Source organism: Streptomyces sp. NPDC042002, assembly GCF_055588305.1.
The window spans coordinates 89,322-115,038 of sequence record NZ_JBVJCT010000009.1 but is presented as its reverse complement, the minus strand read 5'-3'; the positions used below and the strand labels follow the sequence as shown (position 1 = coordinate 115,038).

The window sequence follows — 25,717 nt, the reverse complement described above, 5'->3', positions numbered from 1 at the left end:
CCACCCCACCCTCGTGCGTCACCCTGGAGAGACCGTGACCGTGTTCCTGCCGAGGACCGCCCTCCTCACCGGCGGCCTCGCCGTCGCCGCAGCCCTCACCCTGAGCGCCTGCGGCGCCGCTCCCGACGACAAGGCGACCACCGCCGACGGCAAGAGCGCGGCCACCGCGACCTCCGCCGCCGACTTCGGCGGTCTCGACGCCCTGGTCAAGGCCGCGAAGAAGGAGGGCACGCTGCACGCGATCGCCCTTCCCCGCGACTGGGCCAACTACGGCGCCCTCATAGACGGCTTCACCAAGAAGTACGGCATCAAGATCGACGTCGAGGGCCCGGACGGCACCAGCCAGGACGAGATCAACGCCGTCACCTCGCGCAAGGGCCAGGACCGCGCCCCCGACGTCCTCGACCTCGGCAGCTCCTTCGCGCTGAGCGCCGCCCAGCAGGGGCTGCTCGCCCCGTACAAGGTGACCGCCTTCGGCGACCTCCCCGAGGGGCAGAAGGACGCGGCCGGCCGCTGGTACAACGACTACGGCGGCTACATCTCCATCGGCTGCGACGCCAAGAAGGTCAAGGAGTGCCCGACGACCTTCAAGGACCTGCTCAAGCCGCAGTACAAGGGCCAGGTCGCCCTCAACGGCAACCCCACCAAGTCCGGTTCGGCCTTCGGCGGCGTGTACGCGGCCTCGCTGGCGAGCGGCGGCTCCTTCGACGACATCCAGCCCGGCCTCGACTTCTTCGCCAAGCTGAAGAAGAACGGCAACTACACGCCCGTCGAGTCGACCCCGGCCACCGTCGAGAAGGGCGAGACGCCCATCAGCATCGACTGGGACTACCTGAACGCCGGTTACGCCGACGAGTTCAAGTCCAAGGGCGTCGACTGGAAGGTCTCGGTGCCCTCCGACGGCCAGTTCTCCCAGTACTACTCCCAGGCCGTCAACAAGGACGCCCCGCACCCGGCGGCGGCCCGTCTGTGGCAGGAGTACCTCTACAGCGCCGAGGGCCAGAACCTCTGGCTCAAGGGGTACGCCCGCCCGGTCCTGATGCCCGCGATGGAGAAGGCCGGCACGCTCGACAAGACCGCCGCCGCGAAGCTCCCCGCGGTCTCGGGCACCCCGAGCTTCCCGACCGAGGACCAGCAGAGCAAGGCCAAGACCGTGCTCGCCCAGGGCTGGGGCAAGGCCGTCTCCGGATGACCACCGCTCTCACGAAGGCCCCGGCCGACGTGGCGCCCGCCGCTGCCCACCAGCAGCGGCGGCGCCGCGCCACCGGCCCGCTCGCCGTCCTCCCGCTGCTCGTCTTCGTGGCGATCTCCTTCGGCGTCCCCGCCCTCGCCATGCTCAACGGCGCCTTCACGGTCAAGAACCAGACCACCGGCGCCAGTTCGTACACCACGGCGAACCTGACCGGCTCGTTCCAGGGCGCGTACCTGACCGCCCTGATCGGCAGCGTCAAGCTGTCCGCCGTGTCCGCGGGCCTCGCGACCGTCCTCGGACTGCCGCTCGCCCAGGCCGTGGTCACCTCCCGGTTCCGCGCGCTGCGCGAGGCCGTGCTCACCGCCTCCGGGGTCCTCGCCAACTTCGGCGGCGTCCCGCTGGCCTTCGCCTTCGTCGCCACCCTCGGCAACTCCGGCGTCCTGACACGGCACCTGAGCCTCACCGACAAGGGCTGGAACCTCTACAGCTTCTGGGGCCTGGTCGTCGTCTACCTGTACTTCCTGATCCCGCTCATGGTCCTCACCATCACGCCCGCCCTCGACGGCCTGCGCTCCCAGTGGCGCGAGGCGGCGCAGAACAACGGCGCCACCTCCGTCCAGTACTGGCGGCACGTGGCGCTGCCCGTCCTCGCGCCCTCGCTCCTCGGCGGACTCGTGCTCCTCTTCGGCAGCGCCTTCGCCGCGTACGCCACCGCCGCCGCCATGGTGGGCAGCGCGGTGCCGCTCGTCACCCTGCAGATCGCCGACGCCATCTCCGGCAACGTGCTGGTCGGCCAGGAGAACGTGGCGCTCGCCCTCAGCCTCGACATGGTCCTCATCGCGGGCCTGGTCATGGCCGTGTACCTGCCCCTGCAACGACGGAGCGCGCGATGGCTCGCCTGAACCCGTGGCGCTGGGCGGTCCTCGCCCTCGCCGCGCTGTACTTCCTGGTGCCCATGGCCGCGTCCGTGATCTTCACGGTCGACGTGCCGGGGCAGGGCGTCACCTTCGACGCCTACACCCAGATCGTGTCCGCCGACGGATTCGTCTCCAGTCTGCTGCTCTCGCTGGAGCTCGCCGCCGCGACCATCGTCGTGGTGCTGCTCCTGATGGTGCCCGCCACGGTCGCGTTGCGGCTCGGCTCACCCAGGCTGCGGCCGGTCGTCGAGGTGGTGTGCTCACTGCCGCTGGTCGTCCCGCCGATCGCGTTCGTCGCCGGTATCGCCACCGTCCTGAAGTGGGGTCCCGAGTATTTGTCGCGCACCCCGCTGTTCGAGACGTTCGTGACGATCCAGGACCCGGGCTTCCCGATCGTCCTCGTCCTCGCGTACGTCGTGATGGCACTGCCGTTCGTGTACCGGGCCCTGGACGCGGGACTGCGCGCCGTCGACGTGCGCACCCTCGTCGAGGCGGCCCGAAGCTGCGGCGCGAGCCGCCCGCAGGCGCTCGTGCGCGCGGTGCTGCCCAACCTGCGCGGCGCGCTGCTCAACGCCTCCTTCCTCACCCTGGCCCTGGTGCTCGGCGAGTTCACGGTCGCGCGCCTGCTCGGCTACCAGCCGTTCGCCGTGTGGATCTACAACGTCGGCGGCTCGCAGGCCCAGATGTCCGTCGCCGTCTCCGTGCTCAGCCTGTTCCTCACCTGGGCACTGCTCCTCGCGCTCGCCGTCTTCGGCGGCCGCTCCCGTACCGCTTCCGCCTCCCGGGGATAACCATGACCGTCGCCACGCTCGACAAGGCCGCCACCGTCGAATTCCGGGGGCTCCGGCGGGAGTTCGGTCCGACCGTCGCTCTCGACGGCCTGGACCTCACCGTCCGGCCCGGTGAACTGCTCGCCCTGCTCGGCCCCTCCGGCTGCGGCAAGACCACCGCGCTGCGCATGCTCGCCGGCTTCGAACATCCCGACTCCGGTGAGGTGTTGGTCGACGGCGAGGACATCACCCGGGTTCCGGCACATCGCCGCGACGCCGGGATGGTCTTCCAGTCGTACAGCCTCTTCCCGCATCTGAGCGCCCTGGACAACGTGGCCTTCGGACTGCGGATGCGCAAGGTGCGTACGGCCGAACGACGCTCCCGCGCGGCCGAGTTGCTCGATCTGGTGGGCCTCGGGGACAAGGGTGAGCGGTACCCGCACCAGCTCTCCGGCGGCCAGCAGCAGCGCGTCGCGCTGGCCCGCGCGCTCGCGCTGCGGCCCCGCGTCCTGCTGCTCGACGAGCCGCTGTCCGCGCTGGACGCCAAGGTGCGGCTCTCGCTGCGCGAGGAGATCCGCCGGCTCCAGCTGGAACTCGGCATCACCACCCTGTTCGTGACCCACGACCAGGAAGAGGCGTTGTCCATGGCGGACCGGGTCGCGGTGATGCGGGCCGGCCGGCTCGAACAGTGCGCGTCGCCCGCCGAGTTGTACGGGCGCCCCGCCACCGCCTTCGTCGCCGAGTTCGTGGGCACGATGAGCCGGATCCCGGGGACCCTCGACGGCGACAGGGTCGAAGTCCTCGGCCGACGGCTGCCGGTGGACGGGGACGCGCCCGCCGCGGGGGAGGTGGATGTGCTGGTACGGCCGGAGGCGGTCCGGGTGAGCGCCGACGACGCGGGTGACGCGCGGGTCGTGGCCACCGCGTTCCTCGGCGCGGCCACCCGGGTGACCGTGCGGCTCGCCGACGGCACCGAGGTCAAGGCCGACCTGCCCACGCACGAGGCCGCGACGCTCACGTCGGGCGCCGCCGCGACCGTCACCCTGCCGGACCGTCCGGTCCTGGTCGCGGAGCGCACGAGCTGAGGCACCCGGTATCGGGCGCCCGCCCGAGGTCGCCGGAAGTCGCCCCGTCCGGGGGCGGGGCGACTTCCGGTACCGCGCCGGGCGTGGCATCCGGGGGCACGACGACTGGGGCGCGGCCCGCGAAGACCGGCAGAGGTCTCCGCGGGGAGTACGGCGCCGAGGCCCACGGGGTGAACGGACCCCGCGGGTGCGGGTGCGGTGCGGATGCCGGTCCCGCGCGACGGGCGGACACGCCCGGCCGGCGCCGGCCGTCGTGTTCAGCCCGGCGCCGGACGCCGGACTCCGTACGGCGCCATGCCCGTCCAGCGGGGCGACTGGCCGGCCTGCACCTCGCGGTGCGGCGGGTTGGCACAGCGGGTGTCCTGGCGCCGTACCCGGCGCCCGGACCCCGCCGTCGGTCGGCACCGTACGGCCAGGGGCGCCCGGCCGTGCAGCTCCGCACCCGCCGTCGGGTCGGCACCGTACGGCCGGGAGCGCGGGGCCGTGCACCTACGCGGAGCCCCCGGCCCCGCACCGCCCGCTGACGCCCTGGAGGGCACCCACATCCGAACCTGACCACTCCGCGGCCCGAACCAATCCCCCCACGCGGTCCCCCTACTCGATCCCCCCGCTAAGTCCCCCACCGAAGAAAGAGAACACCGTGACCCACCGCACCACCGCCCGACTTCCCCTCCAGGCCGTCCTGTTCGACATGGACGGCACGCTCGTGGACACCGAGCGGCTGTGGTGGGAGGCGGTGGAGCAGGTGGCCGACGGGTTCGGGCACGCGCTGACGGGGGCCGATCAGCCGCAGGTGCTCGGGCGGCCCGTCGAGTACACCGCCGGCTGGCTGGCCGGGGTCACCGGCGCACCGGGGGAGGAGATCGCCGCCGAGCTGCACCAGCAGTTCGCGGACCGGGTCCGTACGGGCATCGTGCCTCGCCCCGGGGCGACGGAACTGCTCGACGCGCTCGCCCGCGAAGGCGTACCCACCGCCCTGGTGACCGCCTCCCCGCGCGCGGTCGCCGACACCGTCCTGGAAGCGCTCGGCGCCGAACGCTTCGCCGTCTCCGTCACCGCCGACGACACCGAGCGCACCAAGCCCGCCCCCGACCCCTATCTCGCCGCCTGCCGTGCCCTCGGCGTCGACCCCGCCGCCTGCGTCGCCGTCGAGGACACCCAGACCGGTGTCACCTCGGCCGAGTCGGCGGGCTGCGCCGTCCTCGCGGTGCCCTCGCTCGCGCCCATCCCGCCCGCGGCCGGCCGTACCGTGCTCGGCAGTCTGGAGGGCGTGTCCCCGGCCCGGCTGCGCGCGATGGTCGCCCCGGGCGAGTTGCGGGTGATGAGCTGGAACCTCTGGTACGGCGGCACCAAGGTCGACGGGTACCGCGAGAAGCAGCTCAAGGTCATCGCCGAGACGGGCGCGGACGTGGTCGGCCTCCAGGAGACGTACGGGGACGCGGCGCGGGAACTCGCCGACGCCCTGGGCTGGCACCACCACCGGGCGGGCGACAACCTCGGTGTCATCAGCCGCCACCCGATCGTCGCCGGGCTGGGTGATCCGGACGTCGGTTTCTACGGGGGGACCGGCGTCCGGATCGAACTGGGCGGCGGGCAGCGGGTGGACGTCTGGAGCGTCCACCTCGACTGCGCGCCGTACGGCCCCTACGAGGCCCGCTTCGACGGACTGCCGGCCGCCGAACTCGTCGCGCACGAGAGCGGGCGGCTCGACCGGATGCGGGAGATCCTGCGGCGGATCGCCGACACCTCGGACGCGTCCGTTCCGGTCGTCCTGACCGGCGACTTCAACGTGCCCTCGCACCTGGACTGGCCGGATGTCGCCTGGCCGGTGACCCGGGCCGCCGAGGAGGCGGGCCTGTGCGACTCCTACCGCGAGGCGCACCCCGACCCGGTACGGGATCCCGGGCACACCTGGTCGCCCGTCCACGCCGAGCACGAGGACGGCAGCGGGCGCCCGGAACCGCAGGACCGGATCGACTTCGTCCTGCACCGGGGCCTGACCGTTCTCGACTCCCGCACGCTGGTCAGCGGCACCCCGTGGCCCTGGCCCGAAGTCGCGGGCAACGACTGGCCCTCGGACCACGCGGCGGTCGTCACGGTCTTCGCCCTGCCCCACGGTGACCGACGAGACGGGCCGGGCGGTGCGTGCCGTACGGGTTGAACGGTGAGTCAGTCCGGACCATTGCGGTCCGGGCGCGCCATCCACTAGTTTTGAGCCGCGATCGCTACCCGCGAGTAACACCCGATGGGTTACCAACCGTCACCCGGCCATCCGACCGTCCTGTCGTCCTGGGGAGACCATGCGCTGGCCCTTCGGTCGTCCGTCCACGGTCCGTTCGCGGATCGTGGCCCTCTCGATCGCTCCGGTGATCGCCCTCATGACGCTGTGGAGTTTCGCCATGGTGTCCGTCACCGGCGAACTGCGCGCGCTCGTCCGCCTCCAGGGTGTCTACGACACCTTCGGCACGCCGGTCGACACGGCGATCGGCCAGATCCAGATCGAACGGCGCCTGGCCGCCGCGTACTTGGGCGCCGCGAACGGGACGAAGGCGGGCACCGACCTGCTGGCCCAGGAGCGCCGTACCGACCGCGCCGTGACCGCGCTGCGCACGGCGGTCCGGAACGGGGACCGAAGCCGGCTCTCCGGCCATCAGCGGCAGGTGCTCGACACCATGCTCCACTCCGCCGACGGACTGGAGAGGCTGCGCGGCCGGGTGCTGTCCCGCTCCGTCACCTGGGACCGGGCCGTGGCCGAATACAGCGCCCTGGTGGAACCGGGCTTCGACGTCGAGTCCGCGCTCACGGCACTCCAGGCGGGACAACTGGCCCGCGAGGCACAGGTCGTCGTCGAACTGGTGCGGGTGCGGGATTTCGTGTCCCGCGAGGACGCGCTCGTCGCCGGGGCGCGGGCCGCCGGAACGCTCACCGACCGCCAGTACGACACCCTCACCGCGACCATCGAGGACCGCAGGGTCTTCGAGCGGACCTATGTGCCCGACCTCCCGGCCGACTCGCGCGCCCTGTTCGAGGACTTCCAGCACGAGGACCTCCACAAGGAACTGACCCGGGACGAGGACGCCCTGCTCCGGGCGGGCGCGCAGCGGGCGGGCGAGGCCGTCGCGGCCGGCTCCTGGCGCACCACCACCGACCGCGCCGTCAAGCGGTACATGCGGCTGTGCACCCGGTCGGCGCTCAACTCCGCCGCGCGCGGTAGGGCGTTCGCCTACCAGCAGCTGGCCGAGGCCGCGATCGTCGGCGTGCTGGGGCTGGCCGCCGTGGGACTGTCCCTCTGGTTCGCGGTGCGCGGCGCGCGACGCATCTCGCGCCGCCTGGAGTCGCTGCGGGACGCCGCCGATCTGCTGACCAACCGTCAGCTTCCGCATGTCATGGAGCGGTTGAGCGCGGGCGAGGAGGTCGACGCCGCCGCCGAGGCGCCGCCCCTGGCGGACGTGGAGGCGGTGGCCGACGAGATCGGCCAGGTCGGCCGGTCCTTCAACACCGCCCGGCTCGCCGCCGTCGAGGCCGCCGTCAAGCAAGCCACCCTGCGCCGCGGGCTGTTCGCGGTCCTCCTGAACATCGCCCGCCGCAACCAGGCGCTCGTCCACCGCCAGCTCAAGCTCGTCGACACGCTGGAGCGGCGCACCGACGACCCGGACGTCCTGGACGACCTGTTCCGGATCGATCACCTCACCACGCGCATGCGGCGCCACGCGGAGAGTCTGATCATCCTCTCCGGCTCGGCCCCGGGCCGCCGTTGGCGACGGCCGGTGCCCGTCGCCGAGGTGGTGTCCTCCGCGGTGAGCGAGATCGAGCACTACACGCGCGTGGTGGTCCCCCCGATGCCCGAGGTGGGTGTCGCGGCGGACGCCGTCGCCGACGTCGTCCATCTGATCGCCGAACTCGTCGAGAACGCCACCGTGTTCTCACCGCCGCGCACCCAGGTCACCCTGCGCACCGGGCGGGCCGGGAGCGGGTTCGTCCTGGAGATCGACGACCGCGGCCTCGGTCTCGCGCCCGAGCAGATCGAGGAGGCCCAGCGCACCCTCACCCGGCCGGACGACTTCGACCCCACCCGGCACGACCGGCTCGGGCTGTACGTGGTGGGGCGGCTCGCCGCACGGCACGGCATCAAGGTCACGCTGTGCCGCTCCCCGTACGGCGGTACGACGGCGGTGGTGCTGCTGCCGGAGGCGGTTCTCGAACCGGTGGAGTCCGCGCGCCAGGCGGGGGGAGCGGACCCGGACCCGGTGGCACTGCCCTCGCGGACGGGTGCCGTGGTCCTCCCGGAGCAGCGGAGAGCGCGGCGCGAGCAGGAGGTCGGCGTCGCGGCGCAGGACACCTCGGTTCCGGACCCGCCCGTGCTGCCCACCCGGGTCCGCCAGCGGGCCCTCGCCCCCGAGCTGCGCACCGCGGGACCGGTGACCGACGAGACGCCGGAGCGCGAGGTCACTCCGGAGGAGATGCGGGCGGTCTTCGGGGCCTTCCAGCGCGGCCTCGACCGCGGCCGCAAGGGCCTGCCCACGCAGCCGGGCACCAGCGGGTCCGGCTCCACGCGGCATGGCTCCGTGCAGTCCGGCCCCGCGCGGCCCGGCCCCGCGCAGCGAACCGACACCGAGGAAGGGACGGACGCCGACGATGCGCCCTGACCAGCTCCCAGAGCACCCCGCCCAGACCTTCGAGGCCCAGTACCCGGAACCGGCGGACGGTGTCTCCGAGTCCGGGGACGGCACCGAACGGCCCGGCACCGATCTCGGGTGGCTGCTCGACGACCTGGTGGCCAGGACCGACCACGTCCGCCAGGCCGTGCTCCTCACCGCCGACGGTCTGCCGCTGAGCTACTCGGACGGCATGCGCAGACGGGACATCGAACACCTCGCCGCGGTCTGCTCCGGCTTCCACAGCCTCGCCCGTTCGGCGGGCGAGCGCTTCGCCGCGGGCGGGGTGCGCCAGACCATGGTGATGCTCGACGACGCCTACCTCTTCATCACCCCGGCGGGTGACGGAAGCCGGCTGGCCGTGCTCAGCGAAGTCCAGACGGACGTCGGACAGCTCGCCCACGAGATGGAACTGCTCGTCCGCCGCGTCGGCCGCCACATGGCCGCCGCCGTACGTTCGGCGGCTGACTCCGCGGGCCACTGATCCGCCCGTGACCGACGAGCACTGGTACGAGGACGAGACCGGGCCGATGGTCCGGCCCTACACCGTCACCGGGGGCCGGACCCGGCCCTCGGACCGGCACGTCATCGATCTGATGTCGCAGGTCACGGTCCTGGAGCCGGACGCCGGGCAGCCCGGTGTCGACCATGCGGCGGCGGCCCTGCTCGACCTGGCCCGCCGCGGCCCCCGGCCGGTCGTCGAGCTCGCCGCGGACGCCGACCTGCCGCTGACCGTCGTACGCGTCCTGCTCGGCGACCTGGCCGAGGCCGGTCTGCTGCGCATCGACGAGCCGTACCGGCCGCCGCCCGGCGGCCCGGCGGCCGACCCGGAACTCCTGCGCGAGATCGTGGAGCGGCTGCGCGAACTGTGAGCGTCCGCCCGGACCGCCGGACACGGGGTCGGACCGGCCGGAATCCCCACGTGTCGCCCTGTCTCCGGTCCGTCTCCGGTTCGTCTCCTTGTCCTCCCCGGTCCGTCTCCGGGTCGTCTCCGTGGCCTCTCCGTCCCAGGGTGCGGAACCCGTCTGTGACCTGCGTCTCCAGGGAATCGGGGTCATGACCGGGGCGCGCGGCGGGGTGCGCAACGAATCGCCGCCGAGCGCCATGCGCACGCAATGAATCGTTCGGTGGCGCGCAACGGGTCCTTCTTGTCCCGTCGCGCCGGCCGACCGTACCGTCTATCTGACCCCCCGAACCCCCCCTCGTACCGGTGGAGAACCCGCATGCGCACAGCCCTGCTCCAGAGCTCCGGCCGCCCCGGCTCGATCGTCGAGAACCTCAAGGTGCTCGACGAGGCCGCGGGCCGCGCCGTCGCAGCGGGCGCCGGGCTGATCGTGACGCCGGAGATGTTCCTGACCGGCTACGCCATCGGTGACGACATCGCGCGCCTCGCCGAGCCCGCCGACGGCGACTCCGCCGACGCGGTGGCCGAGATCGCCACCCGGCACGGCGTGGCCGTCGCCTACGGCTACCCCGAGCGCGAGGCGGGTCACGGCGAAGGCTCCCCGGCCGACGGCGGAGCGAACGTCTTCAACTCCGTGCAGCTGATCTCCGCCGACGGCACCCGGCTCGCGAACTACCGCAAGACCCACCTCTTCGGCTGCTTCGAGCGCGACCACTTCACGCCCGGCGAGCAGGCCGTCGTCCAGGCGGAACTGAACGGCCTCCGGGTCGGCCTCATGATCTGCTACGACGTCGAGTTCCCGGAGAACGTCCGGGCGCACGCCCTCGCCGGCACCGACCTGCTGCTCGTGCCGACCGCGCAGATGCACCCGTTCCAGTTCGTCGCCGAGTCCGTCGTCCCGGTGCGCGCCTTCGAGAACCAGATGTACGTCGCGTACGTCAACCGCACCGGCCCGGAAGGGGAGTTCGAGTTCGTCGGACTGTCCACGCTGGCATCGCCCGACGGCATCGCCCGGGCCCGCGCGGGCCGCGGCGAGGAACTGGTCCTGGCGGACGCCGACCCCGTCCTCCTCGCGGCCTCGCGCGAGACGAACCCGTATCTGAAGGACCGCCGCCCCGGTCTCTACGCGTCCCTCGTCTGACCGCCCGCCGGGTCCAACCAGCCTTCCCCTCACCAGCTTTCGCGCAAGGAGTCCGACCCCATGACGTCCACCGTGCCCACCGCCGTCCAGCACGCCGACGTGCAGCAGCCGCCGATCACCATGTTCGGCCCGGACTTCCCCTACGCCTACGACGACTTCCTCGCGCACCCCGCGGGCCTCGGGCAGATACCCGCGACCGAGCACGGCACCGAGGTCGCCGTCATCGGCGGCGGACTGTCCGGCATCGTGGCCGCGTACGAGCTGATGAAGATGGGCCTCAAGCCCGTCGTGTACGAGGCGGACGAGATCGGCGGCCGGCTGCGCACGGTCGGCTTCGAGGGCTGCGACCCCTCGCTGACCGCAGAGATGGGCGCGATGCGCTTCCCGCCGTCCTCCACCGCCCTCCAGCACTACATCGACCTGGTTGACCTGGAGACCCGGCCGTTCCCCAACCCCCTCGCCGAGTCCACCCCGTCGACGGTCGTCGACCTCAAGGGCGAGTCGCACTACGCGACCTCCGTCGACGACCTCCCGCAGGTCTACCGCGACGTGATGAACGCCTGGAACGCCTGTCTTGAAGACGGCGCCGACTTCTCCGACATGAACCAGGCCATGCGCGAGCGCGATGTGCCGCGCATCCGGGAGATCTGGTCGAAGCTCGTCGAGAAGCTCGACAACCAGACCTTCTACGGCTTCCTCTGCGAGTCGGAGTCCTTCAAGTCCTTCCGGCACCGTGAGATCTTCGGCCAGGTCGGCTTCGGCACCGGCGGCTGGGACACCGACTTCCCGAACTCCATCCTGGAGATCCTGCGCGTCGTCTACACCGAGGCCGACGACCACCACCGCGGCATCGTCGGCGGCTCCCAGCAGCTTCCGCTGCGGCTGTGGGAGCGCGAGCCCGAGAAGATCGTCCACTGGGCGTACGGCACCTCGCTGTCCACGCTGCACGACGGCGCCCCGCGTCCGGCCGTGACCCGGCTGAACCGCACCGCGGGCAACGGCATCACGGTGACGGACGCGAACGGCGACATCCGTACGTTCAAGGCGGCGATCTTCACCGCCCAGTCCTGGATGCTGCTCTCCAAGGTCGCCTGCGACGACTCGCTCTTCCCGATCGACCACTGGACGGCGATCGAGCGCACCCACTACATGGAGAGCTCCAAGCTCTTCGTCCCCGTCGACCGGCCGTTCTGGCTGGACAAGGACGAGGAGACGGGGCGTGACGTCATGTCGATGACGCTCACCGACCGCATGACGCGCGGTACCTACCTCCTGGACGAGGGCCCGGACAAGCCCGCCGTCATCTGCCTCTCGTACACGTGGTGCGACGACAGCCTCAAGTGGCTGCCGCTGTCCGCGAGCGAGCGGATGGAGGTCATGCTGAAGTCGCTCGGCGAGATCTACCCGAAGGTCGACATCAGGAAGCACATCATCGGCAACCCGGTGACCGTGTCCTGGGAGAACGAGCCCTACTTCATGGGCGCGTTCAAGGCCAACCTGCCCGGCCACTACCGCTACCAGCGCCGCCTGTTCACGCACTTCATGCAGGAGTCGCTGCCCGAGGACAAGCGGGGCATCTTCCTCGCCGGCGACGACATCTCCTGGACGGCCGGCTGGGCCGAGGGCGCCGTCCAGACCGCGCTGAACGCGGTCTGGGGCGTCATGCACCAGCTCGGCGGGACGACCGACCCGAGCAACCCCGGGCCCGGCGACGTCTACGACGAGATCGCCCCGGTGGAACTCCCCGAGGACTGATCCTTCCCCGCGGGGCGCGGGGTGCGCGGCGTGCGGGTCAGACCCCGGCCGCCCGCGCCGCCTCGTACACCTCGGCGGCCACGTCCTTCAGTTCCTGGGCGTCCCGCACCGAGCTCTGGAGGTCGAAGAAGATCTCGCCGAGACCGAGCTCGGCGTGGGCGACCAGATCCTCGACGATCTGTTCGACGCTGCCCTGGAAGGGCTGGCGGTCCCCGCCCTCGTACCCCTTCGCCGTGTACTGCGGGTTGGTCCGCAACACCGTGCGCAGCGGCTCGGTGCGCCCGCGCTCGGCGGCCAGGTCCTGCAACTGGGTCCACTGCGCGGCCAGTTGTTCCACGCCCATGCCGATCGGCATCCATCCGTCGGCGTGGTCGACGAGCCGGCGCCGCGCCCTTCCGGTGTTGGCGGCCAGCAGGATCGGGATCGGCCGGGCGGGCTTGGGACCGACCGCGGCCGACGCGATCTTCGTGAGCCTGCCGTCGTGGACCACCGGGTCGGGACCCCAGACCGCGCGGCACACCTCGATCACCTCGTCGAGGACCTGGCCGCGCTCCTCGAAGGGCCGTGCGGACGCCGCCGCGTACTCGTCGAGCGACCAGCCCGTGCCGAGGCCCGCCACGACACGGCCGCCGCTCGCGGCGTCGAGCGAGGCGAGCGCCTTGGCGAGCTGGAAGGGCACGTGCAGCGGGGCCACCAGGACACTGGTGCCGAGCTCGGCGCGCTCGGTGGCCGCGGCCGCGAGGGTCAAGGTCACCAGCGGGTCGGCGACCCCGCGGTACGCCTCCGGCCAGGCAAGTCCCTCGATGCCGTACAGCCCCTGCGTCGGAGGATCGGGGAACAGGGCCCGCTCGAAGACCCAGAGGCTCTCGTACCCGATGGATTCGGCGGCGCGCGCCACGTCGGGCACGTCCCGTCCGAGGTCGTACTGCTTCATCTGCGGGAGGGTGAGGCCGAGTCGGGTCGTCATACCCGTGTACTCCTTCGCGTCAGAGTGTGCCGACCGATCAACGTACAGTGGCCGCCCCCGGCTTTCGGCGAGGACCGCACCGCGTGGCCGGATCAGTCCGGCAGGGGAGTGAGCAGCATCCGGCCGACCAGGCCCACCGCCGCGTCGAGGCGCCCGGCGAACTCCTCGGCCAGATCCGGGAGTCCGCGCAGCGCCCACAGGGCACGCGCCGCCGCCCAGGTCGCCTCGCGCGCCCGCTCCAGACTCCACGAGCCGAGCAGATGGGTGAGCGGATCGGCGATCTGGAGCAGGTCGGGGCCCGGCATCAGTTCTTCGCGGATGTGTTCCTCCAGCGAGACGAGGAGGTCGCCCACACGGTCGAACTCGTCCTCAAGGTCCACCGGTTCGCAGTCGAGCGTACGACAGGTGTCCACCACGGCGAGCGCGAGATCGTGCCCGATGTGCGCGTTGATGCCCGCGATCGCGAACTGCAGCGGGCGTACCCCCGGATGGCGGCGGAAGCGCAGCAGCGGCCGCCAGCAGGCGGGTGCGCGCCCCTCCTCGGCCACCGCCAGATAGCGCTCCGCGAACCGTACGTCCAGCGTGATCGCGGTCCGGTGGTCCGGGAAGACCCCCGCGTCCAGACGCCGGTCGAACTCCTCGGTGACGGTGAGGTAGACGCGGTTGAAGACGGCGAGCCCGTCCCGCCCGGGGAGCTCCGCGGCCAGGGCGCGCATACGGGAGACGACCGTGTCAACGGGAGTGGTGAACTGTGCCGACTGCGCCATGGGGGCAGCGTCCCAGTCCTAGGGTGGCCGACGTGCCGCCGGGCCGAAGGCTTCCCCAGAACGGGGGAACGCGGCCGTGGCGGGAGTGGGGGAACAGCACGTGTCAGGCTTACGCGCCCAGCGGCCGGTCCAGCGCGGCACCGAACGGGGCTGGTCCGCCGCACGCGGCGTCATGGTCGCCGTGGCCTCGGTCGTGGTGGCGGCCGGCACCGCGACAGGGGTGGTGTCCGCACTCGACGACGGGCACCCGGCGAAGGACGCGAAACCGCCGGTGACCCCCTCGCCCGACCTCGGCCCGTCGCCCGGAGGGCCGACAGCGTCGCCCGCCTCGGCCGCGCCGTCTCCGTCCGGCCCGGCCTCCCCGAAACCGAAGCCGGCCCTCCACCCCTCGCCGAGCGCGCGGACGGCACGGACCGCGGCGGCCCCCGCTCTCCTCTACCGCCATCCCGACTCCCAGGTACGCGACTGGGTCGACACCCACCCCGGTGACGCCCGGCGCGCGGTCATCGCGTCCCGGATCGCCGACCGACCGGCCGCCGTGTGGTTCGCGGACTTCACGCCGGACACCATCACCGCCCGGGTCAGGGCCGTGACGTCGGCCGCCGCCGCGCGGGGCCAGGTGCCCGTCCTCGTGCCGTACGCCATCCCGCAACGCGACTGCGGCGGCGCCTCGGAGGGCGGGGCGCCCGACCTCGCCGCCTACGACGGCTGGATCGACGGATTCGCGGCGGGGCTCGGCTCCGGCGAGGTCGTCGTCGTCCTGGAGCCCGACGCTGTCGCCCAGTCCGACTGCCTCACCGAGGGCGGGCGGGCCGACCGCTTCGCCTCCCTGGCCCGCGCGGGACGCGTCCTGAAGGCGGCGAACCCCAGGGCCCGGGTCTACTACGACGCGGGCAACTCCGACTGGAACCCGGCCGCCGATCAGGCCGCGCTGCTCCGCCGGGCGGGCGCGGCCTCACCCGCCTCCTCCGACGGCATCTTCACGAATGTCTCCAACTTCAACCGGACGAGTGACGAGATCGCCTATGCCCGGCGCGTACTGTCCGCGCTCGGCGGCCCCGCGGGCCTCGGTGCCGTCATCGACACGAGCCGCAACGGCAACGGCCCCGCCGCCGGCGGCGCGTGGTGCGATCCGCCGGGCCGCAGGATCGGGGAGGCGCCGACCCTGAGCACCGGGGAGGCCGGGATCGACGCCTATCTGTGGGTGAAGCCGCCGGGTGAGTCGGACGGCTGCCGGGGCACGGCCGGGACCTTCTCGGCGGAGTACGCCTACGAGCTGGCGCGCTGATCCCCGGGCCCGTCGTACGCCGAGGTCCCGGAGTCGAGCAGGGGTTCCTGCTTGAGGTGGGCCGGGGCCATCGCCCGCAGCGCGTGGTAGCCGGTGATCACGACGACGGTGCCCAGCGCGATGCCGTTCAGCGAGAAGTTGTCGGTGAACTTCAGGGTGACCCCGCCGATGCCGATGATGATGCCCGCGGCGGCCGGCACCAGGTTCAGCGGATTGCGCAGGTCCACCCCGGCGTTGAGCCAGATCTGCGCGCCGAGCAGCCCGATCATGCCGTAGAGGATGACCGTGATGCCGCCGAGGACGCCGCCCGGGATCGCCGCGACCACCGCGCCGAACTTGGGGCTCAGGCCGAAGAGCAGCGCGAAGCCGGCGGCGGCCCAGTAGGCGGCCGTCGAGTAGACCCGGGTCGCGGCCATCACGCCGATGTTCTCGGAGTACGTGGTGTTGGGCGGACCGCCGACCGCGGTGGAGAGCATGGAGGCGGCGCCGTCCGCGGAGATCGCGGTGCCCAGCTTGTCGTCCAGCGGGTCACCGGTCATCTCGCCGACGGCCTTGACGTGCCCGGCGTTCTCGGCGATCAGCGCGATGACCACCGGCAGCGCGACGAGGACCGCCGACCACTGGAACGTGGGTCCGTGGAAGGACGGCAGCCCGATCCAGTCGGCCTTCTCGACCCCGGAGAGGTTCAGCCGCCAGTGGTCGGTGACCTTGCCGCTCGCGTCCACCGAGTGGATGCGGCCGAAGATCCGGTCGAAGGCCCAGGAGATGACGTAGCCGAAGACCAGCCCGAGGAAGATCGCGATGCGTGACCAGAAGCCGCGCAGGCACACCACGGCCGCTCCGGTGACCAGCATGGTGAGCAGGGCCGTCCACTGGTCCTGCGGCCAGTAGGTGGACGCGGTCACGGGCGCCAGGTTGAAGCCGATCAGCATGACGACCGCGCCGGTCACGATCGGCGGCATCGCGGCATGGATGATCCGCGCCCCGAACCGCTGGACGGCGAGCCCGGCCAGGAACAGCACGACGCCGACCACGAAGCACGCGCCGGTCACCGTCGCGCTGGTGCCGCCCTGCGCGCGGATCACGGCGGCGACGCCCACGAAGGAGAGCGAGCAGCCCAGGTAGCTGGGCACCCGGCCGCGGGTGGCGAGCAGGAAGATGACCGTCGCGACTCCGGACATCATGATCGCGAGGTTGGGGTTGAGCCCCATCAGGATCGGTGCCACGAACGACGCCCCGAACATGGCCACCACGTGCTGGGCGCCGAGCCCGAAGGTCCGGGGCCAGGAGAGGCGTTCATCGGGGCGGACGACCGCTCCGGGGGCGGGTGTCCGCCCGTCGCCGTGCAGTTTCCAGCGCACGCCGAGGTCCATGGTGAGGATTCCCTTTTCTGTACGTGAATCTGTCCGGACCATTGTCGCGGTCGGCCAGCGGCCTCTACGCTCACACGGCCCTACTCGTGAACATCGTTCATATGTCTGATCGGAGTGTTCTGTGAGTGCACGATCCAGACTGGGCGTGGTGATCGCGGCGGCCACCGTCGCGCTCGCGTCCGTCGTCGTCCCCTCGGCGTCCGCCGGTACGGCATCCGGGGCCGCCGCCGCGTCCGCTCGTACCCCGTCCGTCGCCGCCCTCTCGGCGTCCGCTCACGCCGCGCCCGGAATCCCGGGGACCGCGGTCCTCGACGGCGGCCGGCTCCGGCGGACCCGCGTCCGCCTGGACCACGGCGACCGCCGACTCGCCCTCTCGCTGCGGGCGTTGACGGCCCGCGCCGACAACTGGCTCGGCCAGGGCCCCTGGACGGTCGTCGACAAGCCGAAACCCGCCCCCGGTGGCGATGTTCACGACTACCTGAGCCAGGCCCCGTACTGGTGGCCCTCGCGGCCGGCCACCGCCGACAACCCCTGGGGCTGCCCCTACGTCCAGCGCGACGGACAGCGCAACCCCGAGGTGGACACCGGCACCGACCGCCAGGACGTCGAGAAGGTCTTCGACTCGACGTACGACCTCGCGCTCGCCTGGTACTACACCGGCCGGAAGCGGTACGCCGAGAAGGCCTCCCAGATCCTGCGCACCTGGTTCCTGGACCCGGCGACGCGGATGAACCCGAACCTGGACCACGGCCAGTTCATCCCCTGCAAGTACGACGGCCGGGCCATCGGCGTCATCGACTTCTCGCAGTCCTACACGAGCGTCCTCGACGCGATCGCCGTCCTGGACACCGGCGCCCCCGGCTGGTCCCGGCGCGACCGGGCCGCGATGCTCGACTGGAACACCGGCTTCCGCGACTGGCTGACGGACAGCGCCTTCGGCAAGGAGGAGGGCGCCGCGCAGAACAACCACGGCACCTTCTACGACCTCCAGTTGGCCGCCCTCGCGTACGCGACCGGCGACAAGGACCTCGCCCGGCGGACCGTGCTCGCCGCGCGCGCCCTGCGCGTCGACCCGCAGATCGCCGCCGACGGCAGCCAGCCCCAGGAACTGGCCCGCACCCGCAGTTGGCACTACTCGACCTTCGACCTGGTCGCGTACACCCGCCTCGCGGCGATCGGCCGGCACGTCGGCGTGGACCTCTGGAAGTATCAAGGGCCGGACGGCCAGAGCCTGTTCAAGGCGGTCGACTACCTGCTGCCCGCCGCGACGGGCGCCGAGCCGTGGAACCATCCCGAGCTGGAGTTCCACCGTTTCGCCGCGAGCGACGTGGTGCACGCGGCGGCCGACGCCGGCGACCGGGCCGCGCGGGCCGCCGCTTCGAAGCTCGAAGCACCGCCCGGCGGAGATCTGTGGGAGCTGCGGCCGGCCGCCGAGCAGCTCGACTCGATCGCGGGCTGATCCCGCCCGGACAGGGCTCCTGAGCGTTTGCTTAGGATGGGGGTGGCGTTTCAGCCATACGTGCCCCATCCGCACGCCGTACGTCCCAGGAGCCCCGCCCGTGACCGCCGAAGCCCCCGTCGCCCCCGCCCTCCCGTACGGACGGCTCCTGCCCGTCACCGTCCACTTCGACGACCTCGACGCGCTCGGACTGCTGCACAACGCCCGGTATCCGGTCATGGTCGAGCGCGCCTGGGCCGCGTTGTGGAGCGAGCGCGGCTTCGGCTTCGAGGGCGACTGGGAGGCGGCGGGCGACTCGTGCAACGCCGTCAAGGAACTGCGGATCACCTATGAGGCCCCGGTCAGCCGTCCCGGCGCGTACGCCGTCCACCTCTGGCTGGAACGGCTCGGGAACACCGGACTCACGTACGGCTTCCGCTTCTGCTCCCTCGACGGCGCGGTCACCTACGCGCACGGAACCCGGGTGCTCGTCCGGCTCGACGCCGGGACGCTGCGTCCGACCCCGTGGAGCGACCGGTTCAGGTCCGCGGGCCGGGAACTGCTGCGCTCGGGGGACTGACCTTCGGACGGCTGCGGTCCCCGGCCCGCAGCACGCCCGCGAGCACGGTGAGCCCGAACGCCAGGACCGTGACCAGCCCGAACGACACCATCAGGCTCGTCGCCTGGGCCACCGACCCGATCAGGCTCGGCGCGATCAGTCCCGAGGTGTACGTGATGGTCGCGACGCCCGCGATGGCCTGACTGGGGTTGGGGCCGCTGCGCCCGGCCGCCGCGAAGCAGAGCGGGACGACCACCGCGATCCCGAGGCCGAGCAGCGCGAAGCCGCCCATCGCCACGGCCGGATCCTCCGCGACGACGATCAGCAGCCCGCCGAGCACGGCCAGCACACCGCCCGCCCGTACGGTGCGCACGGCGCCGAATCGGTTCACCACCGAGTCGCCGACCAGCCGGGCCACCGCCATGGTCAGCATGAAGCCGGTGGTCGAGGCCGCGGCGAGACCGGCCGAGGTGTCCAGCTGGTCGCGCAGATAGACCGCCGACCAGTCCAGGCTCGCGCCCTCCGCGAACACCGCGCAGAAGCCGACCGTGCCGATGAGCAGCGCCGACCGGGGCGGCAGTGCGAAACGCGGCGGCGGCTCCTCGTCCTCGGTGGGCCGCAGATCGAGCACCCAGCGACAGGCGGCGAGACCGACGAGCGTGAGGGTCGCCGCCGCCAGAACGTGGTGCAGGCGCGCGTCCGAGCCCAGCTGCGCGGCGAGCGTGCCGGCCGCCGCGCCGATCAGGGCGCCGGCGCTCCACATGCCGTGCAGCCCGGACATGATCGACTTGTCGAGCCGGTTCTCGACCTCGACACCCAGCGCGTTCATGGCGACGTCCGCCATCCCCGCCGTGGCGCCGTAGACGAACATCGCGAGGCACAGGGTGAGCAGGTTCGGCGCCAGGGACGGCAGGATCAGCGCCAGCGTCCACAGGGCCATGAGTCCGCGCAGCGCCGTACGGCTGCCGAAGTGGTGGGTGATCCGGCCGGCCAGCGGCATGGAGCAGGAAGCGCCCAGGGCGGTGAAGGCGAGGGCGAAACCGAGCTGCCCGGCGCTGACCGACGCGTGGTCCTGGATCCACGGCACGCGCGTCGCGAACGACCCGGTGACGGCTCCGTGCACGGCGAACACGGCCGCCACGGCGTACCGGGCGCGCTTCACCTCGCGCTGGTCGAAGACCACGTCACTCATGCTCAGGCCCCTCCCCGGGTGATGGTTCCCCATGCTGCCGCCGTAAACTATCAGGAACCCTGCCTGATAGATAGACGACCGCTCACCGCCCGCTCACCGGGCGGCCCCGCCGATCTGGGAGGATTTCCGGCATGCCCGCATCCCCGAGCACCGCACGGGCCATCAACGACCGGCTCGCCCTGCGGCTGTTGCAGCAGGAAGGCCCTTTGACGGCAGGGCGGTTGAAGCAGCTCACCGGACTGTCCCGGCCGACCGTCGCCGACCTCGTCGAACGCCTCACGGCCTCCGGACTCGTCATGGTCGTCGGGGAGTCGGGGGAGCAGCGGCGCGGCCCGAACGCCCGGGTCTACGGGATCGTCGCGGACCGCGCCCACCTGGCCGCGCTGGACGTCCGTACGGAGGGAGTCTCCGTCGTCGTCTGCGACCTGGTCGGTCACGTCCTGGCCGAGGCGTCCGTGCCGATCGGCGGGGACACCGGGACCGGACCGGCGGTCGAGCAGGCGGTCGCGCTGGTCGAACGGGTGGCCAAGGAGGCCGGGACCCTCGGGGCGACGCCGCCGCGCGAACTCGTCAGGGGGTGGGGCAGGCTGCACACCGTCGGCATCGGCGCGCCCGGCCTGATCGACCCCGCCACCGGCGAACTCCGTGACTCCTCGGGCCTGCCCGCCTGGCACCGGCGGCTGGTCGCGGCCCTCCAGGAACGGCTCCCCGAGGCCCGCGTCCTCGTCGAGAACGAGACCAACCTCGCCGCCCTCGCCGAGCAGCGCGACGGCATCGCCCGCGACCGCGACACCTTCGTCCTGCTGTGGCTCGGTCACGGAACCGGCGCCGCCGTCGTCCTCGACGGCGCCCTGCGCCGCGGCGCCTCCGGAGGCACCGGGGAGATCGGCTTCCTGCCCGTGCCCGGCACCACGACCCTCCCCTCGGCGACCGACTGCGAGGGCGGCTTCCACTCGCTGGCCGGGTCGGCGGCGGTCGCGGCACTCGCGGCGGAGCACGGCGTCTCGGCGGAGCCGAACGCTCACGAACCGCATGCCGCGGCGCTGGTGAGACAGGCGGTGGCGGCTCCCGGCTCCCCGACGGCCGCCGGTTTCCTCGACGCCCTCGCCGACCGCCTCGCCATCGGGGCGGCCTCCGTCATCGCCGTACTGGACCCCGGCTGCGTGGTCCTCGGCGGCGAGGTCGGCCAGGCGGGCGGCACCGCGCTCGCCGCACGGGTCGAGCGGCGGCTCGTCCGTATGTCGCCGCTCCCGACCGAGGTGCGCGCGAGCACCCTGGGCGGCGGCGCGGTGCTGCGCGGCGCCCTGCTGACCGCGCGCGACGGCGCACAGGACGAACTGTTCGCCCCGCCGTCGTCGCGGTAGGTCCCCGGCGGCCGGCCGGCGTCGAGGACCCCGCCGAGATCCCTGCCGTTGTACGGCCTCCCCGAGAGCGGCGCGCGTTCAGCGCGGGTTCTGGGAGCGCGCTCGCAGGAAGTCCTCGAACGTTCCCCTGCCCACGGCGTGCCCCGGGGTGAGGTGGTGGCCCTCCCGGAACGCCCGGTAGGTCTTGCCCGCCAGAGGTACGTCCAGCAGCGGGCGCCGCTTCCCGGTGGCGCGCAGGTGGGCGGCGGCCAGTGAACGGAACGTGCGCACCTGGGGCCCGCCCATGTCCTCGACGCGCCCCGCGGGCGCACCGGCCGCCAGTTGGGCCAGCCGGTCGGCGACCTCGGCGACCTCGATCGGCTGGTCGGAGATCCCGGCGGGGAGGATCAGTACGGGCAGCTTCGCGAGCCCCGCGAGGACCTGGGCGACGAGGTCGTGGAACTGGGTGGCGCGCAGGATCGTCCAGCCGATCCCGGACCCCTCGATCAGCTTCTCCACGGCCCACTTGGTCTTGTAGTAGCCGAACGGGACCCGGTCCACGCCGACGATCGAGATGTAGACCAGATGCGGGACGGCCGCCCGGCGCGCGGCCGCGATCAGTCGCTCGGCCGCCCGGTCGTCGCCTCCTCGTGGTGAGGTCGCGCAGTGCACGATCGCGTCCACCCCTGTGACGGCCGCGTCCAGGCCGATGCCGCCCTCGCGCAGATCGACGGCGTACACCTGCGCGTGCCGGCTGAGCACCCGCACCTCGTGCCCGTCGGCCCGCAGCCGCTCGGTGACGAGCCGGCCGAGGGTTCCGGTACCGCCGGTCACCAGGATCCTGGTCATGGGGTTCAGTCCTTTCGACGCCCGGACGCTCCCGGCCGGAGCACCCTTCACCACTGGAGACCGGACAGCCCCCGCGGAGGTGACGACAGGCCGAGCGGGGCGATGTCCTCGTTCCGCGTGGGCTCGCTTCCGTGTCCTGTACGGGTTCAGGTTCGCGCCTCGCACGGGCGCGGGCGACACGGCCCGGAGCCGGCGGTGGGGTTCGTCGCCACGCCTTTGGCCTCGCGGAGGCCGTGGGCCCGCGGAGCGCACGGGTTCCGGCGGCGCGGGGGTTCCGGCGGTCCGCCCGTGCGGCTGGGGGACCCGGCGGCGGGGCAAGGGCCTTCGTCACCGCCGCCGGGTCGATCGTGGGGGACCGGCGATGAATGATCACGCAGTCTTGATCGAGGACACTAAGAGGACTAGACCATAGCGTCAATAGGTATGGACCAATTTTGACGGCGTGTGCTACGGCCCAAAGTCGCGCGATGTCACGGAGGTTGACCGGCGACACCCTTCCGCGGAAGTCCATGCCGATCAGCTGTGAGCCACCCCACAGGGCGTCCGCCGCATGGCTGTCGGCCGGGCGTGGCACACTGGCCCTGTACCAGAAGCAGCGCACTCCGGGGTCGGTGTAATTCCGAACCGGCGGTTATAGTCCGCGACCCGGTCGCTTCCAGCGGCCGGTTGACCAGGTGAAATTCCTGGACCGACGGTTAAAGTCCGGATGGGAGGCAGTGCGCGGCGGGCGGGCATCTGTGCGCGCTGCCGTTTGTCGCTTCTCGTCCTGCGGGACGAGTGCTCTTTCGGCGTAGCTCCCGGTGTGCCGCGGTCCGCTCATTCTGTCGTCATCGACAGCCCCGGAGTCCGTGCCCTATGAGGCAGGAGGACCCGGGAAGTGTTCACCGGAATCGTCGAAGAGCTGGGTGAGGTCACCGCCGTCGAGACGCTCGACGACGCCTCGCGTTTCCGCCTGCGTGGCCCCGTCGTCACGCAGGGCGCGCAGCACGGCGACTCCATCGCCGTCAACGGAGTCTGTCTCACCGTCGTCGAGCACGAGGGCGACGAGTTCACGGCCGACGTCATGGCCGAGACCCTGAACCGCTCCAGCCTCGGCGCCCTCACCGTGGGCTCACGCGTCAACCTGGAACGGCCCATGGCCGTGGGCGAGCGCCTCGGCGGTCACATCGTGCAGGGACACGTCGACGGCACCGGCGCGGTCATCGAGCGCAAGCCGTCCGACAACTGGGAGATCGTCAAGATCTCGCTGCCCGCCGACCTTTCGCGCTATGTGGTCGAGAAGGGCTCCATCACGGTCGACGGCATCAGCCTGACCGTCGTCGACGCCGGCCCGGACTACTTCACCGTCAGCCTCATCCCCACCACCCTCGACCTGACCACGCTGGGCCGCAAGCAGCCCGGCGACCCGGTCAACCTCGAGGTCGACGTCATCGCCAAGTACGTCGAGCGGCTGCTCGGCGCCCGCGGCGAGCAGCCCGCCGGTCTGCCCGGAGTCCAGGGGGCCGGGCAGTGAACTGGCTCAACTCCGAGGCCTTCGTCCTGCTCGACCAGCACATCAAGTGGTCGGACATGATCGGCAACGTGATCGGTCTGATCGCCCTCGCGCTCGGCTGGCGCCGTTCCCTGTGGAGCTGGCCCGTCCAGTTCCTCTCCGGCGTCATCCTGTTCGCGGCCTTCTTCGGCCACCTCACCGGCAGCGCCGGCAAGCAGGTCGTGGTCATGGCCGTCGCCCTGTGGGGCTGGTGGCAGTGGAACCGCGGCGGGGGCAAGGACGGGCGCGTCTCCGTACGGTTCGCCACCTGGCGCGAGCGCGCGTACATGGTGGGCGCCGCCGTCGTGGGCACCCTCGCGGTCAGCGCTCTGTTCCACGCGTACCCGACCCTGTCCTGGGACCCCTGGCCGGACGCCTACATCTTCGTCGGCACGATCGTCGCCATGTACGCGCAGGCCCGCGGCATGGTCGAGTTCTGGTTCGCCTGGCTGCTGGTCGACGTGGTGGGTGTCCCGCTCAACTTCGCCAACGGCTACGCCTTCTCCGGTTTCGTCTACGTCCTGTACGGCGCGCTCGTCCTGTGGGGCCTGCGCGACTGGTGGCTGCGCTCCCGTGAGGCCGGGCAGCCCGTCCTGGAAGGAGCCCCGGCATGACAACGGCGCCGGTTTGGTACAGCACCGGGCACGATCAAGATGCCTCGGACTTCGCGCTCGACCCCGTCGAGCAGGCCATCGCCGACATCGCGGCCGGCCGTCCCATCGTGGTCGTCGACGACGAGGACCGGGAGAACGAGGGAGACCTCGTCGTCGCCGCCGAGATGGCGACCCCCGAGATCGTCGCCTTCATGATGAGCGAGTGCCGCGGGCTGATCTGCGCGCCCATGGAGGGCGACGAACTCGACCGGCTGCGCCTGCCGCAGATGGTCGACGACAACACCGAGTCGATGAAGACCGCGTTCACGGTGTCGGTGGACGCGTCCGCCGCGCACGGGGTGACCACCGGCATCTCGGCGGCCGACCGCGCCGCCACCCTGCGTCTCCTCGCGGACGGCGTCTCGGGGGCCGAGGACTTCGTGCGCCCCGGCCACATCTTCCCGCTCCGCGCCCGGCCCGGCGGCGTCCTGGCCCGCAACGGTCACACCGAGGCCGCCGTCGACCTGGCCCGGCTGGCGGGTCTGCGCCCGGCCGGAGCGATCGTCGAGATCGCCGGCGAGGACGGCCGGATGCTCCGGCTGCCCGAGCTGATCCCCTTCGCCCGCAAGCACGGCCTGACGATCATCTCCATCGAGGACCTGATCGCCTACCGCCGCTCCGCCGAACTCGTGACGTCGGCCGGGGCCGGGGCGGCCCCCGCCGCACCCACCGTCCGCCGCGAGGCCGAGGTCCGTCTCCCCACCGCCTTCGGCGAGTTCACCGCGTACGGCTACCGCTCCACCGCCGACGGCGTCGAGCACGTCGCCCTCGTCCACGGCGAGATCGGCGACGGCGAGGACGTCGTCGTCCGCGTCCACTCCGAGTGCCTCACCGGCGACGTCTTCCACTCGCAGCGCTGCGACTGCGGACCCCAGCTCCAGACGGCCATGGAGCGCATCCAGACCGAGGGCCGCGGCATCGTGGTCTACCTGCGCGGCCACGAGGGGCGCGGCATCGGCCTGCTCTCCAAGCTGCGCGCGTACGAACTCCAGGAGCGCGGCCGGGACACCCTCGACGCCAACCTGGAACTCGGCCTGCCCGCCGACGCCAGGGACTACGGCGCGAGCGCGCGGATCCTGGAGGACCTCGGCGTCCGCAGCCTGCGTCTGCTGACCAACAACCCCGACAAGACCGACGCGCTCGTCCGGTACGGCCTGCGGGTCACCGGGCGCGAGCCCATGCCCGTCCAGGCGGGCGAACACAATCTGCGCTACCTGCGGACCAAGCGGGACCGGATGGGGCACGACCTGCCCTGGCTCGACACGACCACCGTGTCGGCCTGCGGGAGCCAGTGACACCGCACGACCGGAACCACCGGCACGGCACGGCACGATCGGC

22 protein-coding genes and 1 riboswitch are annotated in these 25,717 nt (G+C 72.3%); of the genes, 17 read left to right on the top strand and 5 right to left on the bottom strand.

The features are described from left to right. Positions 1-34: 34 nt before the first annotated feature. The 10 genes from ACZ6KY_RS16375 to ACZ6KY_RS16330 all read left to right on the top strand — a co-directional run bounded on the left by ACZ6KY_RS16375 (position 35) and on the right by ACZ6KY_RS16330 (position 12,419). Positions 35-1,192 (top strand): ABC transporter substrate-binding protein, encoded by a 1,158-nt coding sequence (locus ACZ6KY_RS16375; RefSeq protein ID WP_469310968.1) that lies wholly within the window; start codon positions 35-37, stop codon positions 1,190-1,192. After that, entirely contained in the window at positions 1,189-2,094 is a 906-nt protein-coding gene (locus tag ACZ6KY_RS16370; RefSeq protein ID WP_469310967.1) for an ABC transporter permease, read from the top strand. Before ACZ6KY_RS16375 ends, ACZ6KY_RS16370 begins: the two co-directional genes overlap by 4 nt. After that, the gene (locus tag ACZ6KY_RS16365; RefSeq protein WP_469310966.1) at positions 2,082-2,900 is read left to right on the top strand and encodes an ABC transporter permease; all 819 of its coding nucleotides are present in this window, start codon (positions 2,082-2,084) and stop codon (positions 2,898-2,900) included. The genes ACZ6KY_RS16370 and ACZ6KY_RS16365 overlap by 13 nt, the downstream gene beginning before the upstream one ends. Before the next feature lie 2 nt (positions 2,901-2,902). Then, positions 2,903-3,964, top strand: a complete 1,062-nt coding sequence (locus ACZ6KY_RS16360; RefSeq protein ID WP_469310965.1) for an ABC transporter ATP-binding protein — start codon at positions 2,903-2,905, stop codon at positions 3,962-3,964. Between the two features lie 640 nt (positions 3,965-4,604). Further along, positions 4,605-6,125 carry an HAD-IA family hydrolase gene (locus ACZ6KY_RS16355; protein ID WP_469310964.1) on the top strand — a complete coding sequence of 507 codons (1,521 nt, stop codon included), beginning with the start codon at positions 4,605-4,607 and terminating at the stop codon, positions 6,123-6,125. A 139-nt stretch (positions 6,126-6,264) separates the two neighbouring features. Further along, positions 6,265-8,610 (top strand): sensor histidine kinase, encoded by a 2,346-nt coding sequence (locus ACZ6KY_RS16350; protein ID WP_469310963.1) that lies wholly within the window; start codon positions 6,265-6,267, stop codon positions 8,608-8,610. Continuing rightward, entirely contained in the window at positions 8,600-9,103 is a 504-nt protein-coding gene (locus ACZ6KY_RS16345) for a roadblock/LC7 domain-containing protein (RefSeq protein WP_469310962.1), read from the top strand. Before ACZ6KY_RS16350 ends, ACZ6KY_RS16345 begins: the two co-directional genes overlap by 11 nt. Before the next feature lie 7 nt (positions 9,104-9,110). Further along, entirely contained in the window at positions 9,111-9,491 is a 381-nt protein-coding gene (locus ACZ6KY_RS16340) for a DUF742 domain-containing protein (RefSeq protein WP_469310961.1), read from the top strand. Between the two features lie 351 nt (positions 9,492-9,842). Further along, positions 9,843-10,664, top strand: a complete 822-nt coding sequence (locus tag ACZ6KY_RS16335) for a carbon-nitrogen hydrolase family protein (protein ID WP_469310960.1) — start codon at positions 9,843-9,845, stop codon at positions 10,662-10,664. Between the two features lie 60 nt (positions 10,665-10,724). Further along, on the top strand, positions 10,725-12,419 hold the full coding sequence (locus tag ACZ6KY_RS16330) for a flavin monoamine oxidase family protein (protein WP_469310959.1): 1,695 nt from the start codon (positions 10,725-10,727) through the stop codon (positions 12,417-12,419). Positions 12,420-12,456: 37 nt separating this feature from the next. Here ACZ6KY_RS16330 and ACZ6KY_RS16325 read toward each other — a convergent pair whose 3' ends face one another. Together ACZ6KY_RS16325 and ACZ6KY_RS16320 are read right to left on the bottom strand one after the other, a co-directional pair. After that, positions 12,457-13,386 (bottom strand): LLM class F420-dependent oxidoreductase, encoded by a 930-nt coding sequence (locus tag ACZ6KY_RS16325; RefSeq protein WP_328556689.1) that lies wholly within the window; start codon positions 13,384-13,386, stop codon positions 12,457-12,459. A gap of 92 nt (positions 13,387-13,478) precedes the next feature. Beyond that, on the bottom strand, positions 13,479-14,153 hold the full coding sequence (locus tag ACZ6KY_RS16320; protein ID WP_328556690.1) for a DUF5995 family protein: 675 nt from the start codon (positions 14,151-14,153) through the stop codon (positions 13,479-13,481). Between the two features lie 172 nt (positions 14,154-14,325). On the opposite strand from ACZ6KY_RS16320, the gene ACZ6KY_RS16315 reads away from it, so the two are divergent. Then, on the top strand, positions 14,326-15,441 hold the full coding sequence (locus tag ACZ6KY_RS16315) for a glycoside hydrolase family 6 protein (RefSeq protein WP_469311087.1): 1,116 nt from the start codon (positions 14,326-14,328) through the stop codon (positions 15,439-15,441). Here ACZ6KY_RS16315 and ACZ6KY_RS16310 read toward each other — a convergent pair. Next, complete coding sequence (locus ACZ6KY_RS16310; protein ID WP_469310958.1) at positions 15,423-16,814, bottom strand: uracil-xanthine permease family protein; 1,392 nt, start codon at positions 16,812-16,814, stop codon at positions 15,423-15,425. The genes ACZ6KY_RS16315 and ACZ6KY_RS16310 overlap by 19 nt on opposite strands. Positions 16,815-16,935: 121 nt before the next feature. Between ACZ6KY_RS16310 and ACZ6KY_RS16305 the strand changes: the two genes are divergently transcribed. Beyond that, positions 16,936-18,273 carry an alginate lyase family protein gene (locus ACZ6KY_RS16305; protein WP_469310957.1) on the top strand — a complete coding sequence of 446 codons (1,338 nt, stop codon included), beginning with the start codon at positions 16,936-16,938 and terminating at the stop codon, positions 18,271-18,273. A gap of 100 nt (positions 18,274-18,373) precedes the next feature. Beyond that, on the top strand, positions 18,374-18,832 hold the full coding sequence (locus ACZ6KY_RS16300; RefSeq protein ID WP_469310956.1) for an acyl-CoA thioesterase: 459 nt from the start codon (positions 18,374-18,376) through the stop codon (positions 18,830-18,832). On the opposite strand, the gene ACZ6KY_RS16295 is transcribed toward ACZ6KY_RS16300, so the two are convergent. After that, positions 18,792-20,003, bottom strand: coding sequence for an MFS transporter (locus ACZ6KY_RS16295; protein WP_469310955.1), 1,212 nt, complete (start codon positions 20,001-20,003; stop codon positions 18,792-18,794). The two genes, ACZ6KY_RS16300 and ACZ6KY_RS16295, sit on opposite strands and share 41 nt — an antisense overlap. Positions 20,004-20,134: 131 nt before the next feature. Here ACZ6KY_RS16295 and ACZ6KY_RS16290 point away from each other — a divergent pair, with 131 nt between their 5' ends. Then, the gene (locus ACZ6KY_RS16290; RefSeq protein ID WP_469310954.1) at positions 20,135-21,367 is read left to right on the top strand and encodes an ROK family transcriptional regulator; all 1,233 of its coding nucleotides are present in this window, start codon (positions 20,135-20,137) and stop codon (positions 21,365-21,367) included. 78 nt (positions 21,368-21,445) lie between these two features. On the opposite strand, the gene ACZ6KY_RS16285 is transcribed toward ACZ6KY_RS16290, so the two are convergent. Continuing rightward, entirely contained in the window at positions 21,446-22,195 is a 750-nt protein-coding gene (locus tag ACZ6KY_RS16285; RefSeq protein ID WP_469310953.1) for an SDR family oxidoreductase, read from the bottom strand. 593 nt (positions 22,196-22,788) lie between these two features. Further along, a riboswitch (FMN riboswitch) is annotated at positions 22,789-22,919 on the top strand. Between the two features lie 153 nt (positions 22,920-23,072). Between ACZ6KY_RS16285 and ACZ6KY_RS16280 the strand changes: the two genes are divergently transcribed. Genes ACZ6KY_RS16280 through ACZ6KY_RS16270 form a run of 3 tightly spaced genes read left to right on the top strand, consistent with a single transcriptional unit; the run spans position 23,073 to position 25,674 of the window. Continuing rightward, on the top strand, positions 23,073-23,708 hold the full coding sequence (locus tag ACZ6KY_RS16280) for a riboflavin synthase (RefSeq protein WP_261702721.1): 636 nt from the start codon (positions 23,073-23,075) through the stop codon (positions 23,706-23,708). Next, positions 23,705-24,340 carry a nicotinamide mononucleotide transporter family protein gene (locus tag ACZ6KY_RS16275; protein WP_469310952.1) on the top strand — a complete coding sequence of 212 codons (636 nt, stop codon included), beginning with the start codon at positions 23,705-23,707 and terminating at the stop codon, positions 24,338-24,340. The genes ACZ6KY_RS16280 and ACZ6KY_RS16275 overlap by 4 nt, the downstream gene beginning before the upstream one ends. Further along, positions 24,337-25,674: a bifunctional 3,4-dihydroxy-2-butanone-4-phosphate synthase/GTP cyclohydrolase II gene (locus tag ACZ6KY_RS16270; RefSeq protein ID WP_469310951.1), complete on the top strand. Its 1,338-nt coding sequence runs from the start codon at positions 24,337-24,339 to the stop codon at positions 25,672-25,674. Before ACZ6KY_RS16275 ends, ACZ6KY_RS16270 begins: the two co-directional genes overlap by 4 nt. Positions 25,675-25,717: the final 43 nt, after the last annotated feature.